Annotated in this window: 19 protein-coding genes; 12 read left to right on the plus strand and 7 right to left on the minus strand. The window is 60.0% G+C overall.

Features of this window, described 5'->3' with window-relative positions; translation table 11 throughout:
- Nucleotides 1–14 precede the first annotated feature (14 nt).
- The 10 genes from BLU28_RS14650 to BLU28_RS14695 all read left to right on the plus strand — a co-directional run bounded on the left by BLU28_RS14650 (nucleotide 15) and on the right by BLU28_RS14695 (nucleotide 11,607).
- Nucleotides 15–800 carry an ABC transporter ATP-binding protein gene (locus tag BLU28_RS14650; protein WP_022563471.1) on the plus strand — a complete coding sequence of 262 codons (786 nt, stop codon included), beginning with the start codon at nucleotides 15–17 and terminating at the stop codon, nucleotides 798–800.
- Nucleotide 801: 1 nt separating this feature from the next.
- A complete protein-coding gene (locus BLU28_RS14655) occupies nucleotides 802–1,503 on the plus strand; it encodes an ABC transporter ATP-binding protein (RefSeq protein ID WP_022563472.1) in 702 nt (233 codons plus the stop codon).
- A gap of 2 nt (nucleotides 1,504–1,505) precedes the next feature.
- Nucleotides 1,506–2,393, plus strand: coding sequence for a branched-chain amino acid ABC transporter permease (locus BLU28_RS14660; RefSeq protein WP_004437878.1), 888 nt, complete (start codon nucleotides 1,506–1,508; stop codon nucleotides 2,391–2,393).
- Nucleotide 2,394: 1 nt separating this feature from the next.
- Nucleotides 2,395–3,402 (plus strand): branched-chain amino acid ABC transporter permease, encoded by a 1,008-nt coding sequence (locus BLU28_RS14665; RefSeq protein WP_006698062.1) that lies wholly within the window; start codon nucleotides 2,395–2,397, stop codon nucleotides 3,400–3,402.
- A gap of 73 nt (nucleotides 3,403–3,475) precedes the next feature.
- Nucleotides 3,476–5,071, plus strand: a complete 1,596-nt coding sequence (locus BLU28_RS14670; protein ID WP_006698061.1) for a GMC family oxidoreductase — start codon at nucleotides 3,476–3,478, stop codon at nucleotides 5,069–5,071.
- A gap of 13 nt (nucleotides 5,072–5,084) precedes the next feature.
- Nucleotides 5,085–5,969, plus strand: a complete 885-nt coding sequence (gene mmsB / locus BLU28_RS14675) for a 3-hydroxyisobutyrate dehydrogenase (RefSeq protein WP_022563473.1) — start codon at nucleotides 5,085–5,087, stop codon at nucleotides 5,967–5,969.
- Nucleotides 5,966–7,921: an acetoacetate--CoA ligase gene (locus BLU28_RS14680; protein WP_022563474.1), complete on the plus strand. Its 1,956-nt coding sequence runs from the start codon at nucleotides 5,966–5,968 to the stop codon at nucleotides 7,919–7,921. The genes mmsB and BLU28_RS14680 overlap by 4 nt, the downstream gene beginning before the upstream one ends.
- Nucleotides 7,922–7,925: 4 nt before the next feature.
- Nucleotides 7,926–8,711 (plus strand): 3-hydroxybutyrate dehydrogenase, encoded by a 786-nt coding sequence (locus tag BLU28_RS14685; RefSeq protein WP_004437889.1) that lies wholly within the window; start codon nucleotides 7,926–7,928, stop codon nucleotides 8,709–8,711.
- A gap of 124 nt (nucleotides 8,712–8,835) precedes the next feature.
- On the plus strand, nucleotides 8,836–9,177 hold the full coding sequence (locus tag BLU28_RS14690; protein ID WP_022563475.1) for a hypothetical protein: 342 nt from the start codon (nucleotides 8,836–8,838) through the stop codon (nucleotides 9,175–9,177).
- Nucleotides 9,178–9,270: 93 nt separating this feature from the next.
- Nucleotides 9,271–11,607 carry a glucose/quinate/shikimate family membrane-bound PQQ-dependent dehydrogenase gene (locus tag BLU28_RS14695; protein ID WP_006698058.1) on the plus strand — a complete coding sequence of 779 codons (2,337 nt, stop codon included), beginning with the start codon at nucleotides 9,271–9,273 and terminating at the stop codon, nucleotides 11,605–11,607.
- 76 nt (nucleotides 11,608–11,683) lie between these two features.
- On the opposite strand, the gene BLU28_RS14700 is transcribed toward BLU28_RS14695, so the two are convergent.
- Nucleotides 11,684–12,184 (minus strand): YciE/YciF ferroxidase family protein, encoded by a 501-nt coding sequence (locus BLU28_RS14700; protein WP_004437899.1) that lies wholly within the window; start codon nucleotides 12,182–12,184, stop codon nucleotides 11,684–11,686.
- A gap of 174 nt (nucleotides 12,185–12,358) precedes the next feature.
- On the opposite strand from BLU28_RS14700, the gene BLU28_RS14705 reads away from it, so the two are divergent.
- Nucleotides 12,359–12,844, plus strand: coding sequence for an MgtC/SapB family protein (locus tag BLU28_RS14705; protein ID WP_004437902.1), 486 nt, complete (start codon nucleotides 12,359–12,361; stop codon nucleotides 12,842–12,844).
- 6 nt (nucleotides 12,845–12,850) lie between these two features.
- Here the strand turns inward: BLU28_RS14705 and BLU28_RS14710 are convergent, their stop codons facing one another.
- The 6 genes from BLU28_RS14710 to BLU28_RS14735 are packed head-to-tail and all read right to left on the minus strand — an operon-like array spanning nucleotide 12,851 to nucleotide 16,728.
- Complete coding sequence (locus tag BLU28_RS14710; protein WP_022563476.1) at nucleotides 12,851–14,077, minus strand: NAD(P)/FAD-dependent oxidoreductase; 1,227 nt, start codon at nucleotides 14,075–14,077, stop codon at nucleotides 12,851–12,853.
- A 19-nt stretch (nucleotides 14,078–14,096) separates the two neighbouring features.
- A complete protein-coding gene (locus BLU28_RS14715) occupies nucleotides 14,097–14,507 on the minus strand; it encodes a TIGR02588 family protein (protein WP_022563477.1) in 411 nt (136 codons plus the stop codon).
- A 7-nt stretch (nucleotides 14,508–14,514) separates the two neighbouring features.
- Nucleotides 14,515–15,375, minus strand: a complete 861-nt coding sequence (locus tag BLU28_RS14720) for a TIGR02587 family membrane protein (protein ID WP_077987881.1) — start codon at nucleotides 15,373–15,375, stop codon at nucleotides 14,515–14,517.
- Between the two features lie 53 nt (nucleotides 15,376–15,428).
- Nucleotides 15,429–15,869 (minus strand): PPC domain-containing DNA-binding protein, encoded by a 441-nt coding sequence (locus BLU28_RS14725; protein ID WP_022563482.1) that lies wholly within the window; start codon nucleotides 15,867–15,869, stop codon nucleotides 15,429–15,431.
- A gap of 59 nt (nucleotides 15,870–15,928) precedes the next feature.
- On the minus strand, nucleotides 15,929–16,489 hold the full coding sequence (locus BLU28_RS14730; RefSeq protein WP_004437914.1) for a DJ-1/PfpI/YhbO family deglycase/protease: 561 nt from the start codon (nucleotides 16,487–16,489) through the stop codon (nucleotides 15,929–15,931).
- A gap of 17 nt (nucleotides 16,490–16,506) precedes the next feature.
- Nucleotides 16,507–16,728, minus strand: a complete 222-nt coding sequence (locus BLU28_RS14735) for a hypothetical protein (RefSeq protein WP_004437916.1) — start codon at nucleotides 16,726–16,728, stop codon at nucleotides 16,507–16,509.
- A gap of 44 nt (nucleotides 16,729–16,772) precedes the next feature.
- Between BLU28_RS14735 and BLU28_RS14740 the strand changes: the two genes are divergently transcribed.
- Entirely contained in the window at nucleotides 16,773–17,003 is a 231-nt protein-coding gene (locus tag BLU28_RS14740; protein ID WP_077987880.1) for a hypothetical protein, read from the plus strand.
- Nucleotides 17,004–17,011: the final 8 nt, after the last annotated feature.

Here is a 17,011-nt window from a genome sequence, read left to right on the forward strand (position 1 = left end):
AAGGGGAAAGCTTGATGACGATCGCTCCCGCCCTTGCCGGGCAGGCCGAACCTCGCGTCGTTCTTTCGGCGCGCGGTCTCTCCAAGACCTTCGGCGCATTCGCGGCCGTGAAAAACGTCGATCTCGACGTCCACCATGCCCGCGTGCATGCGCTTATCGGTCCGAACGGTGCCGGCAAAACCACGGTTTTCAACCTGTTGACCAAGTTTCTCCAGCCGACAGGCGGGGCGATCACCTTCATGGGAACGGATATAACAAAAACGCCACCGGACAAGGTGGCGCGTCTCGGCCTCGTCAGGTCTTTCCAGATATCGGCGGTGTTTCCGCATCTGACAGTTCTGGAAAACGTGCGGGTGGCATTGCAGCGGCCCAACAGCCTTGCAACGCAGTTCTGGCTGCCGCTCTCTTCGCTGGACAGGCTGAATGCACGCGCCGAGGAGCTGATCTCCATGGTGGGCCTCACGCGGGAAAAACACGCGCTTGCGGCCGATCTGTCTTACGGCCGCAAGCGGGTTCTCGAAATCGCTACTACGCTGGCGCTTGATCCCAAAGTTCTGCTGCTGGACGAGCCGATGGCGGGCATGGGTGGAGAAGATGTCTCGCATGTGGCCGAGCTTATTCGTGAGGTGGCAAAGACCCGCGCGGTGCTGATGGTCGAACATAATCTGAAGGTCGTGGCCGATATCTGCCATCACGTTACTGTTCTGCAGCGTGGAGAAATTCTGGCTGAGGGCGATTATGCCACGGTTTCTGCCGATCCGCGCGTGCGCACGGCCTATATGGGCACGGAGGAGGCTTGATATGGCGGCGATGCTCGAAGTCTCCAACCTGAAATCCTGGTATGGCGAAAGCCAGGCGCTGCACGGCGTCGATCTGACGGTCGGCGAGGGCGAAACCATCACCATTCTCGGCCGCAATGGCGTGGGCAAGACCACGACCTTGCGAACCATCATGGGCATCATCCGCAACCGCAAGGGCGTCATCAAGCTCGGCGGCAAGGATCTTATGCCGGTGCCGCTGCATCGTACGGCGAAATACGGCCTCGGTTTCGTGCCGGAGGAGCGCGGCATCTTCGCGACCCTGAGTGTTGAGGAAAACCTGAAGCTGCCGCCCGTCGTCGCGTCCGGCGGCATGACGCTCGATGAAATCTACGAGCTGTTTCCCAATCTTTACGAACGCCGCACCAGCCCCGGCACGAAGCTCTCCGGTGGCGAGCAGCAGATGCTGGCCATGGCGCGCATCCTGCGCACCGGCGTCAAGGTGCTGCTGCTGGATGAGCCGACCGAAGGGCTTGCCCCCGTCATCGTACAGCGCATTGGAGAGGTTTTGCAGAAGCTGAAGAGCCGCGGCATGACCGTGGTTCTGGTGGAGCAGAATTTCCGGTTTGCGAGCCGTATCGCCGATCGCTTCTACCTCATGGACCACGGCCAGATGGTCGGGGATTTTCCGGTGGCGGAGCTTTCCGCCCGCATGGGGGAGCTTAACAAGGTGCTGGGGGTTTAACCATGACGATGATCTTCGGCGTTCCAATTCAGGCGCTCCTCGGGCAATTGCTGGTCGGCCTTATCAACGGCTCATTCTATGCGCTGCTGTCACTTGGGCTTGCTGTCATCTTCGGGCTGCTGCGCGTCATCAATTTTGCCCATGGCGCGCAATATATGCTCGGCGCTTTCGTCGCCTTTCTCGGCCTGCAATATTTCGGCATCAATTTCTGGGTGGCGCTCATCGTCACGCCGCTCGTCGTCGCGCTGTTCGGGGCGATCATCGAACGTTTCCTTCTGTCGCGGCTTTATGATCTCGATCCACTCTATGGTCTGCTCTTCACCTTCGGCCTGGCGCTGGTGGTGGAAGGCACGTTCCGGTGGCTTTACGGCGCGGCGGGCCAACCCTATTCGGTGCCGCGCGAACTCGCAGGCGGCACCAATCTCGGCTTCATGTTCCTGCCGAACTACCGCGCCTTCGTCGTCGTGATCTCGCTGATCGTGTGCATCGCCACCTGGGCCTTGATCGAAAAGACGCGTCTCGGCTCCTATCTGCGCGCCGCGACGGAAAACCCGACCCTTGTGCAGGCTTTCGGCATCAATGTGCCTGTTCTGTTGACGCTCACCTACGCGCTCGGCGCCGGCCTTGCGGGTTTCACCGGCGTTCTCGCCGCCCCCATCTATCAGGTCTCGCCGCTGATGGGCACAAACCTCATCATCGTCGTCTTTGCGGTGGTGGTCGTTGGCGGCATGGGCTCGATCATGGGCGCCATCGTCACCGGCTACATGCTCGGTATCGCCGAGGGCCTCACCAAGGTGTTCTACCCTGAGGCCTCCAATATCGTCATCTTCGTCATCATGGCCTTTGTGCTGCTCATCCGCCCCGCCGGACTCTTCGGAAAGGACGCCTGATATGTCCAAAGCCACCCATAGCCCGACAGCCGGCGCAATGCCGCGGACGGAAGTATCGACGACGGCAGCAACCATCAAGACGGTGCTCATTCTGGCCGGGCTTGCCATTCTCATCGCCGCGCCGATGTTCGTTTATCCGATCTTTCTGATGAAGCTTCTCTGCTTTGCGCTCTTTGCCTGCGCCTTCAATCTGCTGATCGGTTATACCGGGCTGCTTTCCTTCGGCCATGCGGCATTCTTTGGCGGCGCCGCCTATTTCACCGCCTATTCCGTGAAGGAATGGGGTGTCACACCGGAAATTGGTCTGGTCATCGGCATGGCCGGTGCCGCTCTCCTCGGCCTTGTCATCGGCTTTTTCGCCATTCGCCGACAGGGCATCTATTTCGCCATGATCACACTCGCCTTGTCGCAGATGTTCTATTTCTTCTGCCTGCAAGCGCCGTTCACTCATGGAGAGGACGGCCTGCAGGGCGTGCCGCGCGGCCATCTCTTCGGTATTCTCGATCTCAATGGTCCGCTCAATATCTATTACACGGTGCTTGCCGCCTTCGTGTTGGCGCTGCTGGTCATCTGGCGTTTCGTCAATTCGCCGTTCGGCATGATCCTGAAGTCGATCCGTGAAAATGAGCAACGCGCCATTTCACTCGGCTATAGCGTGCAGCGCTACAAGCTCGGCGCCTTCGTCATGTCGGCGGCGCTCGCCGGGCTTGCTGGCGGGCTGAAGGCGCTGGTGTTCCAGTTCGCGACGCTGACAGACGTGACATGGCAGATGTCCGGTGAAGTGATCCTGATGACGCTGCTCGGCGGCATCGGCACCATGATCGGCCCGATTTTCGGCGCAGGCCTTGTCGTGACCCTGCAGAACTATCTCGCGACCTCGGACTTCCCGGTCACCATCATTACCGGCCTCGTCTTCATGGCCTGCGTTCTGGTGTTCCGTCGCGGTCTGATCGGTGAATTTTATGCTTCCCGGCTGGGGCGGAAACTCGGCTTTCAGCACCGCAGCTAGCCAATTTTGAAAACACCTGAAAAGCCTCCCCGCGTTCGGGACAACGCGGCAAGGATGGCGTGTGGAGAAGAGAATGGGCGAATATGACTATATCGTCATCGGAGCGGGGAGCGCCGGATGCGTTCTCGCCAACCGCCTTTCGAAAGACCCGAACAACCGCGTGCTGCTTCTAGAAGCGGGCGGCAACGACAACTACCACTGGATCCATATTCCGGTTGGTTATCTCTATTGCATCAACAATCCACGCACGGACTGGTGTTTCAAGACGGCGGAAGAGCCTGGCCTGAATGGACGCGCGCTGATCTATCCGCGCGGCAAGGTACTGGGCGGCTGCTCCTCCATCAACGGCATGATCTATATGCGCGGGCAGGCACGGGACTACGACGTCTGGCGGCAGCTTGGCTGCGAAGGCTGGGGCTGGAACGACATCCTGCCCTATTTCCTGAAGTCTGAAGATTTTTATCGCGGCAAGAGTGACCTGCATTCCAGCGGGGGCGAGTGGCGTGTGGAAAAGGCCCGCGTGCGCTGGGATGTGCTTGATGCCTTCCAGAAGGCGGCAGGAGAAGCGGGTATTCCCGCGACTGACGATTTCAACCGCGGAGACAATGAAGGGGCCGGTTACTTCGATGTCAACCAGCGGGCGGGCTGGCGCTGGAACACGGCGAAAGCATTCCTGAAACCGGTGCTTGGCCGCAAGAACCTCACCGTTTTGACCAAGGCCCATGTCAAACGGCTCATCATCGAAGAAGACCGGGTGACGGGTGTCGAATTCCATCATGACGGCGTCCTGAAAAAAATGCGGGCGCGGCGCGAAACCGTGCTGTCCGCCGGCGCAATCGGCTCGCCGCATGTTCTGGAGCTTTCCGGGGTCGGCCGTGGGGATGTGTTGCAGGCTGCCGGTATCGATACGGTGGCGGAGGTCCAGGGTGTGGGCGAGAACCTGCAGGACCATCTGCAGCTGCGCATGGTCTACAAGGTCTCCGGTGTTCTGACGCTCAATGAGCGGGCCTCGACGCTCTTCGGCAAGGCGCGGATCGGCCTGGAATATGCGCTGACGCGCTCCGGGCCGATGTCCATGGCGCCGAGCCAGCTCGGTGTCTTCACCCGCTCTTCTCCGGAAAAGGAAACCGCTGATCTGGAGTATCATGTGCAGCCGGTTTCGCTCGACAAGTTCGGGGATCCGGTTCACACTTTTCCCGCCATAACGGCAAGCGTCTGCAATCTGCGGCCGGAAAGCCGTGGCTCAGTGCATGTGAAAGGACCGGATTTCGCCATGCAACCGGAAATCCGCCCGAACTACCTTTCCACTGAAGGCGACCGGAAGGTGGCCATAGATGCCATGCGGCTGACGCGCCGCATCGTCGCCCAGCCGGCCTTTTCCCGCTTCAGGCCGGAGGAATACCGGCCCGGCCCCTCCTTCGAAAACGACAATGATCTTGCCAAGGCGGCAGGTGATATCGGCACCACCATCTTCCACCCTGTCGGCACGCTGCGCATGGGGTCGGATATGGAAAGTGTCGTTGATGCGCGCCTGAAGTTCCGCCGCCTCGCCGGGCTGCGCGTCGCCGATGCCTCGGTGATGCCGCGCATTACATCCGGAAATACCAATTCGCCGACGATCATGATTGCCGAAAAGGCCGCCGACATGATCCTTGCGGATAATCGCTGAAAGGAACCTACCGATGAAGACCATCGCTTTTCTGGGGCTGGGACATATGGGCCTGCCGATGGCCGCCAATCTCGTCAAGGCGGGTTATGCCGTCAGGGGATACGATCTTGCCGAAGCGTGCCGTGCAGCGGCAAAGGAGGCGGGCATTCCGGTTGCCGCGAATTCTGCCGAAGCAGTCAACGCGGCTGATGTGGTCATCACCATGCTGCCCAAGGGCGAGCATGTCGTTTCGGCCTATGGCGATCTGATTGGTAAAATCTCTGCCGGAACGCTCCTTATCGACTGCTCGACCGTGGATATGGCAAGCGCATTGAAGGCGCATGAACTGGCCGCTTCCGCCGGCTGCCCTTCGGTCGACGCCCCCGTTTCCGGCGGCACGGGCGGTGCGGTCGCCGGCACCCTGACCTTCATGTGCGGTGGTGAGGCGGAAGCTTTTTCGGCGGCGAAGCCGCTGCTGGAAGCCATGGGCAAAAAGATCGTGCATTGCGGCAAGGGCGGCAACGGGCAGGCGGCCAAGATCTGCAACAACATGATCCTCGGCATTTCCATGATCGCGGTTTCCGAGGCTTTTGTGCTCGGCGAAAAACTCGGGCTTTCGCACCAGGCGCTGTTCGATGTCGCCTCCACCTCTTCCGGGCAATGCTGGTCGCTCACCACCTATTGCCCGGTGCCGGGTCCGGTGCCGACATCACCCGCCAACAAGGATTACCAGCCCGGATTCGCCGCAGCCTTGATGCTCAAGGACCTGAAGCTTTCTCAGGAGGCGGCCAATGGTGCTGACGCCTCCACACCGCTCGGTGCTGCTGCGGCAGCGCTTTATGAGAGCTTCGTTGACGACGGGCAGGGCGGGCGTGATTTTTCCGCCATCGTTGAAATGCTGCGCGGGAGCAGAGCATGACAGCCGCCGCGCCATCTGACATTCTGTGGGTGTCGCCGGAAGAGAGGGTGAAGCGCTCGGCGCTTTTTGCCTTCGCGACAAAAACCGGAAAGATACACGGGCAGGCCGCCGATGATTATGCCGGCCTGCTGCGCTGGTCGATCGACTCGCCGGAAGAGTTTTACGATGCGCTGTGGGACGAGCTCGGCATCATCGGCACGCGCGGCGACGTTGCGTTCAAGCCGGGCGCGACGATCCGGGAGGCTGAGTTCTATCCGGGCGCGAGGTTGAATTACGCCGAAAACCTGCTGCGCGATGCCGATGAGCGGTTGGCCATCATCGCCCATCGCGACGATGGTACAAGGCGCGAGATAAGCCGCAAGGGGCTTTACAACGCAGTGTCCCGCATGGTGCAGGCGCTCGTGCATGCCGGGGTGCAGGAAGGTGATCGCGTCGGGGCGATCGTCACCCATGATATAGAGGCGATCGTGGGATATCTGGCCGTGAGCGCCATCGGTGCCATCTGGTCGTCCTGCTCTCCGGATTTCGGCCCGGCAGGCGCTTCTGACCGCCTGTCTCAGATCGGCCCGAAAATCATCATCGCCGTGCCGGAATATGGTTATGCCGGTAAACGGATCGACGTCGGCCCGACCATCCGCGCCGTGGCGGAGAGTGCGGCCCCTGAAAAGATCGTTCTGATCGGTGAAACCGTTCCCGAAAGCCTTAGCGATCTGGGCTGCGTCACGCTTGCGGCTTTCGTTGCGCCTTATGCGGCGGGCGAGATTGTCTTCAACCGTCTGCCCGTCAAGGCGCCGCTGGTGATCCTTTATTCCTCCGGCACGACAGGCAAGCCGAAATGCATCACCCATTCCGGCGGCGGCCTGCTTCTTCAGCACATGAAGGAGCTGAAACTGCAATGCGATATCAAGGAGGGTGAGCGCTTTTTCTATTTCACCACCTGCGGCTGGATGATGTGGAACTGGCAGGTCTCCGGTCTCGCGCTCGGTACCACCCTCGTCACCTATGATGGCAATCCCGGCTATCCGACGCCCGGCCGGCTGATCGATCTCATCGACGCCGAAGGGATCGCCACGTTCGGCACGTCTGCGAAATTTATCGATGCATGCCTGAAGGCGGGACTGAAACCGCGGGAAAGCCATGATCTTTCATCGCTGCGAACAATTCTCTCCACTGGTTCGCCGCTCATCCCGCAATCCTTCGATTATATCTATCGCGACTGGAAGGCGGATGTGCATCTCGCCTCCATTTCCGGCGGCACCGACATCTGCGCCTGTTTCCTCGGCGGCAATCCCCTACAGCCGGTTCATCGCGGTGAATTGCAGGGCGCGATGCTCGGCATGGATATCGATACGCTTGACGATGAGGGCCGTTCCGTTCGCGGCGTTCCCGGTGAACTCGTCTGCCGGAATGCGCATCTGTCCATGCCGGTGAAATTCTGGGGCGATGAGGATGGTTCGCGCTATCAGGCCGCCTACTTCGATCGTTTCCCCGGCATCTGGGCGCATGGCGATTTCGCCGAACTGCGGCCCTCCGGCGGTTATGTGATCCATGGACGCTCGGACACGACGCTTAATCCAGGTGGGGTGCGCATCGGGACTGCGGAAATCTACCGGCAGGTGGAAACCGTGCCCGAAGTAGAGGAGGCCATTGCCGTTGGGCAGGATATCGACGGGGACCAGCGGGTCATCCTCTTCCTGCGCATGAAGGGTGGTGCTGCCTTGACGGAAGAGCTTGAAAAGACCATCCGCAGCCGCATCCGTTCGGGGGCGACGCCGCGGCATGTGCCGGCAAGGATCATTGCTGTCAGCGCTATCCCACGCACACGCTCCGGCAAGATTTCCGAAATCGCGGTGCGCGACACCATCCATGGTCGGCCGGTGAAGAATGCCGATGCGCTCGCCAATCCCGAAGCGCTCGAACTTTTCCGCAACCTGCCGCAGTTGAAGGACTAGGCCCATGGAGGATCAACCGAAAACCGTGCTTGTCACCGGTTCCACCAGCGGCATCGGACTTGCCATCGCCAGGCGTTTCGCCGAGGCGGGCTATCTGGTCGCTGTCCATGGCATAGAAACGGTGGAGGAGGCGACGCAGGCGCTGGAGGCTGTGGGGAAAGTGGCGCGGCAAAGACCGGCCTATTTCTCCGCCAACCTCGCGAACTATGAAGAAAGCGCGCATCTGCCTGAAAAGGTCATTGCGGAATTCGGCCATGTCGATGTCCTCGTCAACAATGCCGGCATTCAGAAGGTCGCGCCGATCGATGAGTTCGACTTCGCGGATTTTTCCCGCATCGTTGCCATTTCTCTCGACAGCGCCTTTCACACCATCCGCGCTGCTTTGCCGGGCATGAAGGAAAGAGGCTGGGGCCGCATCGTCAACATCGCTTCCGCGCATGGTTTGCGCGCGTCTCCCTTCAAGGCGCCCTATGTGGCAACCAAACATGCGGTGGTGGGACTGACGAAAAGCGTTGCGCTGGAGGTTGCCGAACTCGGCATCACCTGTAACGCCATCTGCCCCGGCTATGTCTGGACCCCGCTTGTGGCCGCACAGGTCGCGGATCAGGCGAGGGTACACGGCATGAGTGAGGAAGATGTGGTGAAAAAGGTGATGCTTGCGCCGCAGCCGACAAGACGCTTCATCCAGCCGGAGGAAATCGCCGAAATGGCACTTTATCTCGCTGGCGATATGGCCCGTTCCATCACCGGCACCACCATTTCCATCGATGGCGGCTGGACCGCGAAATAACCGAGAGGCCCGGACGCCCTCTTCCGGTAAGAGCCAGATTGCGCCATGTCGAATGCGCCGGCCCCTCGCGGGAACAAAACCTCTCCCTGTGGATTAGATTGACAGAGTTTAGGGAGTGAAAGACATGGCCAGAGAAAATACCAGCTATCTCGACGGTCGGGATGCTCCGAAAAAGGAGACGGCCACACGGGCACGGCAAGGATCGACAGGACGTCCGGTTCTTGTCATTCTGATCGTCAGCGTGTTGTTAGCGCTGGTGGTCTGGGCTGTCGTGGAATACGCGGTTTTCGAACCGGACGAGAACCTGCCGCAAAATCCGCAGACGGAGAACGCCCCCGTCCCGCAGCAGCCCTCGGGTTCGGAAAGCTTCGACAACAATCCCGCGAACGGCCGTGCTTCGCCGCCGGCTTCAACGGAGCGAAACCCTTCCCCGCAGGACTCCACGGGGGCGCCGCAGAACCCGTGACGCAGATGCCATGATTTTTCGTGGCGTTTGAATGGAACCATATTGCTCCCGATTTCATTTCACACAAAGTGACAGGAATCGGGGGTTTCATTCATGGCAGTCACCGTCACTGCAGTTTTTCTCACGCTCATCGGCCTCGCGCTGTTCGGTTTCGGCTCCCAGCTGGTGATGCTTGGGGGCAGTTTTTATTATGTGCTTTCCGGACTGGCCTTTCTGTTGACGGCCGTTCTGCTCTTCAAGCGCAATCGCGCAGCACTTCACGTCTATGCCGTGTTCATTGTCGCAACACTTGCGTGGGCCGTCTGGGAAGTCGGTTTTGACTGGTGGCAGCTTGGCCCGCGCGGCGGTTTTATCATTGTGATAGGCCTCTGGCTCCTGGTGCCCTGGGTGAGGAAGCCACTCGGTTTTGCAAGCCCGACGGGGCTAAGCTATGGGCCGAATGCCTGGCCGCTGGCGCTTTCCGTTCTCGCTTCCATCGCGGTTGCCGGATATTCGATGGCACAGGACCCGCATGATCAGCCAGGGTCCTTGCCGCAGGAAACGGCGTCCGCGACGCCGGCCTATGGCGGCAACGTGCCTGATGGTGACTGGCATCAATATGGCCGCACGCCCTATGGGCAGCGTTATTCGCCGCTGACCCAGGTCAATGTCGACAATGTTTCGCAATTGAAGGAGGCGTGGCGTTACCAGACCGGCGACGTGAAGCTGCCGGACGATGTGGGCGAAACCACCTATCAGGTGACGCCGCTCAAGATCGGCAATACGCTTTTCATCTGCACGCCGCATAATTGGGCCATCGCCATCGATGCCGCGACAGGCAAGGAAAAATGGAAATACGATCCGAATGTCGGCCTCAATCCGGATCGCCAGCACCAGACGTGCCGCGGCGTGTCCTATTATGCCGAACCGGGTGCCGCGCCGGGAACGGCCTGCGCCGAGCGGGTCTATCTGCCCACGTCGGATGCACGGTTGATCGCGCTCGATGCCGCCACCGGCCAGGTTTGCACCTCCTTTGCCGATCAGGGTGTGCTGCATCTCGAGCAGGGCATGAAATATAATCCCGCCGGCTATTATTATTCGACATCGCCGCCCGTGATTGCTGCGGGCAAGATCATCATCGGCGGCGCGGTGAATGACAATTACTCCACGCAGGAACAGTCCGGCGTGATCCGCGCTTTCGATGTGAACAGCGGTGCGCTCATCTGGAACTGGGATTCCGGGAACCCGCAAAAGACCGAGCCGATTGCGGCCGGTGAGACCTACACGACCAACTCGCCGAACAGCTGGTCCGTCTTCAGTTATGACGAAGGCCTCGGGCTCGTTTATGTCCCGCTCGGTAATCAGGTTCCGGACCAGCTCGGCATGGGCCGCAGCGAGAATGTGGAGAAATATTCTTCCTCCATCGTCGCGCTCGATATCAATACGGGCAAGGATCGCTGGGTGCGCCAGACGGTTCATCACGATCTCTGGGACATGGATGTGCCGGCCCAGCCGGTGTTGCTCGACATAACCAAGGATGGTCAGACCGTTCCTGCGCTCGTCGGGCCAACGAAGCAGGGGGATATCTACGTTCTCGACCGGCGCACCGGCGAGCCGCTTCTGCCGATCACGGAGGAGCCAGCCCCGGGCGGTGCGATCCCCGAGGACTTCACCTCGCCGACGCAGCCGACAACGGCCCTCTCGTTCAAGCCGGAGCCATTGCAGGAAAAGGACATGTGGGGCGTCTCCATGTTCGACCAGCTCGCCTGCCGCATCCGCTTCCATCAGCTGAACTACAAGGGCCGCTACACCCCGCCGTCACTGACCGGCTCGATCATCTATCCCGGCAATTTCGGCACCTTCAACTGGGGCAGTGTGGCTGTGGATCCTGAAAGGCAGGTCATGTTCGGTATGCCGACCTATCTCGCCTTCACCTCCCAGCTCGTCCCGCGCGATCAGATTCCGCCCAAGGGTCAGGACGAAAAGGGCAGCGAGCAGGGTCTGAACCGTAATGACGGTGCGCCCTATGGCGTTTTCATGGGGCCGTTCCTCGGCCCGCTGCAGATTCCCTGCCAGGCGCCGCCGTGGGGTTATGTCGCCGGCGCGGACCTGCGCACCGGGGATGTGGCCTACAAGCACAAGAACGGTACGGTCTATGACATGACCCCGCTGCCGCTCCCCTTCAAGGTGGGCGTGCCGGGAATTGGCGGACCGATGATCACCAAGGGCGGCGTAGCCTTCCTGGGTGCCGCAGTGGATAATTATCTGCGGGCCTATGACCTCACCACCGGCAAGCAGCTCTGGGAAGCGCGCCTGCCCGCCGGCGGTCAGGCAACGCCGATGACCTATGCACTGGAAGACGGCAAGCAATATGTGGTGATGGTTGCGGGCGGTCACGGTTCCGTCGGGACCAAACCGGGCGACTACGTCATCGCCTACACCCTGCCGTAACCTTCAGGCTACGACGACAATAAAAAACCGGAATGGCTGACCATTCCGGTTTTTCTTTGAGCCGATGCGGATGGCGTCAGGCAGCCTTCTTCTCGGCCGCGGCGTTCACCGAAGTCTTGGCAAGCGCGGTCAGCGCGTCGTCGGTCTTCGACTCTTCCTTAAGAGTGGCATCGAGCAGCGATACCGCCTTGGTATGGCCGAGCTTTTCCGCCCAGGCCTTCAGCGTGCCGTAGCGGGCGATTTCATAGTGTTCGACCGCCTGGGCCGATGAGACGAGACCGGCGTCGAGGGCGGCGGTGCCCTTGAAATCCTCCATGATTTCCTCGCCCTCGGCGATAATGCCCTGGATGGCTTCGCAGGTCTTGCCCTGGGCGCGCTTGCCAATGATCTCGAATACTTCCTGCAGGCGCTCTACGTGGCCCTGCGTTTCTTCCTTGTGCTTTTCGAAAGCCTGCTTCAGCTTCGGGTCGGTCGCCGCCCGCGCCATTTTCGGCAGGGCTTTCAGGATCTGCCTTTCGGCGTAGTAGATGTCCTTCAGCGTGTCGTAAAACAGGTCGTCGAGTTTCTTCTCGGCCATTGGTCCTTCTCCCATGAAGTGGAAATGCACGATGTGCGCTCATGCGCACGGGAAACAAACTTTCAGCTGCTCCTATGGTTCCGGTTCGGTTGTACGCAACGTTTATATTGCTGTGCGGAACCATCGCGCCTTTTCGAACTTAGTGTGGAGAAATTTCCGGGAGGAGACGCGACAGTGCCCCAAAGCCTTGCAGAAGAATTTTCCATGAATATTTCCATTCCGTTCGAGGTGCTGCTGGTGCGCGTGTTCGGCGCGGTCATCCTGTGCGGCCTGATCGGTCTGGAGCGCGAATTTCACAAAAACACCGCTGGTCTGCGCACCAATATGCTCATCGGCCTTGCCGCCGTCACTTTCTGCGTCATCACCATCCATATGATGGAAACGATGGCGGAAGGGCATGAGGCAGCGCGGCTCGATCCCATCCGACTGGTGGAAGCCGTAACCGCCGGTATCGCCTTTCTCGCCGCAGGTGTGGTCGTTTACACCAAGGGCGACGTCAAGGGGCTGACGACGGGCGCAAGCATGTGGCTTTCGGCGGCGATCGGCCTCTCGGCCGGTCTCGGCATGTGGCCGCTCGCTCTGCTCGCCGCAGCAATGGGCATCGTCGTATTATGGACGCTTCGCCGTATCCAGGTGGTAACCGGCATCAAGGATGAATGAACGGCATCAGCGGAAGTGAAAAAGATCGGCGTCGGGGTCGGTACCGCCATTGATGGCGGCGGCCACGATTTCGGCGGCGATCTGGCTGAAAGTGATGCCGTTGCCGCCGAACCCCATCACCGCATAGACATTTTTCATGCCCGGAACGAGGCCGATCAGCGGCAAGCCCGTGGTGGTCGTACCAAAGGCTCCCGCCCAGCGATAATCGGGTTCGCCGATATCCACGCCCAGCAGTGTTTCAATCTTGCGGCGGATTGTTCGTGTCTTGCCTGCCAGCTTGCTCTTCGACTGATAGGAGACAGGATTTTCCTCGTCCTCGCCGCCGGCAATCACTCGTCCCTCACGGTCGGTTCGCAGATAGAGATAGGGGTCTGCCGCCTCCCATACGATGTGGCTTTGCAGCCAGTCCGGCAGATCCAGCCCTTTCCTGCTGGCCAGCGCCCAGGTGGAAATGATCCGGTGTGTCGGGCTTTCAAGCGCTTTCAAGAACTCATACCCGGTGCAAAATACGATGTTGCCGGCGGAGAGGATTTTCCCGTTGGCAGTGGCGACGATTACTTCGTCGCCAACGTTTCTGAGATCGGTGATTTCCAGAGGAGCGACGATTTCCGCTCCAGCGCTCGCGGTATGGCGCAGCAGACCCGCTGTCAACTGGGCGGGATTGGCGGAGGCCGATATGTCGCTGACGATGGCGGCGGTCCGTTCCAACCCATAATGCTCTCTCAGTTGCGCGGCGCCGAGAAACTCAGCCTCGATGCCGGCTTCTGCGCGGGCATCCGCCTCTGCCTTCAGAGCGCGCGAACCCATGTCGTCACCGGCGAGGTACAGTGCCTGTTTTCGTCTCATGCCGCAGGAAATATTGAGCGAGGTGACGATTTCCTCCAGACGAAGAACCGCGCGCGCCGAGCGCTGCCAAGCCCTGTCTGCGGCCTCCCTGCCGATCATCGTCCGGAGTTTCGTCAGCGGCGTGTCGATCTCGTGCTGTATCATTGCGGTGCTCGCCATGCTGCTGCCTTTGACGGGTTCGCGTCGGTCAACGATCAGCATGGATCGTCCCGGGCGATGCAGCGAGTGGGCCACCAGCGCGCCGCTGATACCGGTCCCGACAACGATTGTGTCGTAGTGGTTGTCTTTCGGCGTCTTGCCGCTTCTGACACCGATCCGCGGCGTATCGGCCCAGAGCGGGGTTGACTCCCTGAGGTCGCGTTCCTTCGTCAGGTCTGATGCGGTCATGAAATGGTCCTGAAAACTGTCACGGTTCGGTATAGCCGGCGACGTTGATGACAAGCCTCCCGCCTGCGGGATCGTTGCGGAAGAAAAGCGTTCCGCTGTCGCGCGATTCCGAGGCGACGTAATCGAATGTCACGTCCGCGCTTTCCTGCGTGCCGCCGTCCTGCTGCAGATCTCCGCGTACCTGCACCTGCGCCGCCGTCGTCATGGAGAGATTGCGGATATCGAATTTCACCCGATATTGCCCCGGCTCACCGTTAACGTCTGTCACGGCGATCTCGAAGCGGGCGTCGTCCGGTTCGTAGCGATAGATGTCGTAGAGGATCCAGCCGAGCATGGAGGCGACGAGCAGAGTGCAGATGGCGCCCGTGACCCATTCGATCCAGTGCGGATCGGAACTTTCCGTGTGTTTTCCATCCTTGGAGATTGTCATGATGTCCTCACAGGATCAGCCGGGCCGAGGCGGCGCCGATCGAGGCGGGAACGCCGAGAATGACGGCGGCATTCAATATCTGCGACAGGGAGGTGTGGTCGAGGCGTTCGAAAGTCCAGAGCGTGTAGATGCTGATGCCGATGGCGATGACGTAGCCCGGCAGGGTGAAGCGGATGAAGGATTGCCACCATTTCTGTCCCTCGTGGAGCCGATGCGAGCCCTTGAAATGAAGCGCGTAGACGAAACCATGCATGATGGCGATCGACAGCAGGCACAGGACGAGAATGTGATAGGGGGTCACCTTATAGGCGATGAGGATCATTTCTTCCGTCGGCGCGACGTTGAGGTTCAGAAAGAGCGCACCCACCACCATCATGAAAAGCTCGTGCAGATATCCGGTCTCGCCCGAATATTCGCCTTTCTCTTCATCCTGCTCATCGGAATGCTGTCCAAGCTGGCTGCGGCCAAGCAGGGCGCCTATGCTCGCGGGAACGGATTGTAACGCAACCTTTGTGACGATGTTGGAGGCGGTGATCTGGTCGTTGAGGACACCGAACAGCAGAAGTGCGGCCGCGCTCACCGCGACGCCCAGCCCGTAGGCGGTTATTGCGTCTCGCGCCGCCTGGCTCCAGGAGTGAATATTCTCGAACCCGATCCGACGGGCGAGAAGTAGGAGGAGCGGCAGGTTGAGGACGCAAAGCAGCAGGAGCCGCCATGGGCTGATGTAAAGGCCCAGAAACCACATCTCCATGGTCATCAGCATGGGCAGGGCAAACAGCAATGCGCCCGCCGTTCCTCGCGCCAGACCTGTCAGAAACTGTCTGACCTCGTCGTCGCCTTCACCGTCCCGATCGATTGTCGCCGCCATGCCATCCCCCGTGTGAAGAGATAACGCAATGGCGTTTTTCCGGTTCCGCGGGATTATTTCGCGGGCTCGATGAGGGCTATGCCGAAGTCACTGATATAGCTGCGTCGCAGTTCTGCGGGTGTTTCGCGGATAACCACCTCCAGTGTCGGTCGTACCACGCCTTTCAGAAAATGCCCGCCCTTGGTCGAGCCATCGGCAAAGCCCAGAACGACATGCAGGTGCGGGTTCGGCGTATCTTTTTCGTCAAGGGTAATATCGCCGAGCAGGCTCAGGACCTCGCTCTGTTCCGTCACGGGTATTTCTTTGTATTCTCGCGATGAAAGGTCGAAAAACGCAAGCGTCGCGGTGGAGAAGGCACCGATCGCCGTCACCGAGGCCGCGTTGATGTTTTCGGTCCGTGCAAAGCGGCGGATCGCGTCGAATGCCTCTTCATCCGGCTCGATCACGAGAATGAAGGTACGTTCGGCGGCGCTCGCCAGCAATCTGCTTTTCATGACTTCCTCCCAAAAAAGTGCCGCCGGAAGCCGGCGGCACAAAGGAATTGCGGAGCTTATCAGGCGGCACGGCGCTCGTGGCGACCTTCCTCCACCTCTTCGACGATCTTGGCCACAAAAGCGTCAAGATCATCGGGGCTGCGGGAGGTGATGATACCCTTGTCGGTGACCACCTTTTCATCCTTCCAGTTGGCGCCGGCGTTTTTCAGGTCGGTCTTGATCGACCAATAGGATGTGGCGTCACGGCCACGAAGGGCGTCGGCTTCGACCAGAAGCCAGGGCGCGTGGCAGATGGCCGCTACCACCTTGCCGGATTTCAGAAAATCGCGGACCACCCGCATGGCGTCTTCGTCATGGCGCAGCACGTCCGGATTGATCTGGCCGCCGGGAAGCACCAGCGCATCGAAATCATCCGGGCGAACGCTTTTCGCGAGGAGATCGACGGCAATACTGTCGCCCCAGTCCTTTTCATCCCAGCTTTTGATTTCTCCTTCCTTGATAGAGGCGATCTTTACATCCGCGCCTTTGGCCTTGAGCTGATCGTAGGGCACCCTGAGCTCCGAGCGTTCATAGCCGTCGGTTGCCAGGATAAGAATTTTTGCGGCGTTAATAGCAGTCATATCTGTCTCCTTTGGGTTCAATCTTCCTTGTCCGAATTCACGGAGGGGAGGAAAAATTCCACGTCTTTGCGGCGTTCCGCGTCGAGCGGTTCGATGTGCGTCTGCCAGAATGTCTCGGCTGCAGCTGGTTCGTGCTCCCATTGGCGCACAAATGTCTTGTTGTCGTCGATCATCACCTGACGCGTGCCGCCGAGCCGCAGATATTCTTCCGCAAGTTTGCGCGTTTCGGTTTTTTCCATGTCGCGGCTCCTTGTGTGTGGAATCGGGAACGGAGGGACGCCGGATGGGTAAGAAGCTCGACTGCCGTTTCGTTGGCCACCGGGAGAAAACGGAAAAACCCCGATGTTCTTCAGCGCCATCATGTCCGTTTGACACGGCGGCCCTCCTGCCAGAACAACGTGAGCTTTCCGGTATGGTTCCGCACTTTTTTAACGGCGCATGCGTGCTGCGGCCCAATAAATCGCGCGCAATTTTTGCCGGAACAAACGGGCCGCTTGTGCTGTTCTACCCCTGATGCAGGGG

The organism is Agrobacterium pusense (genome assembly GCF_900102105.1).
Taxonomy (GTDB): Bacteria; Pseudomonadota; Alphaproteobacteria; order Rhizobiales; family Rhizobiaceae; genus Agrobacterium; species Agrobacterium pusense.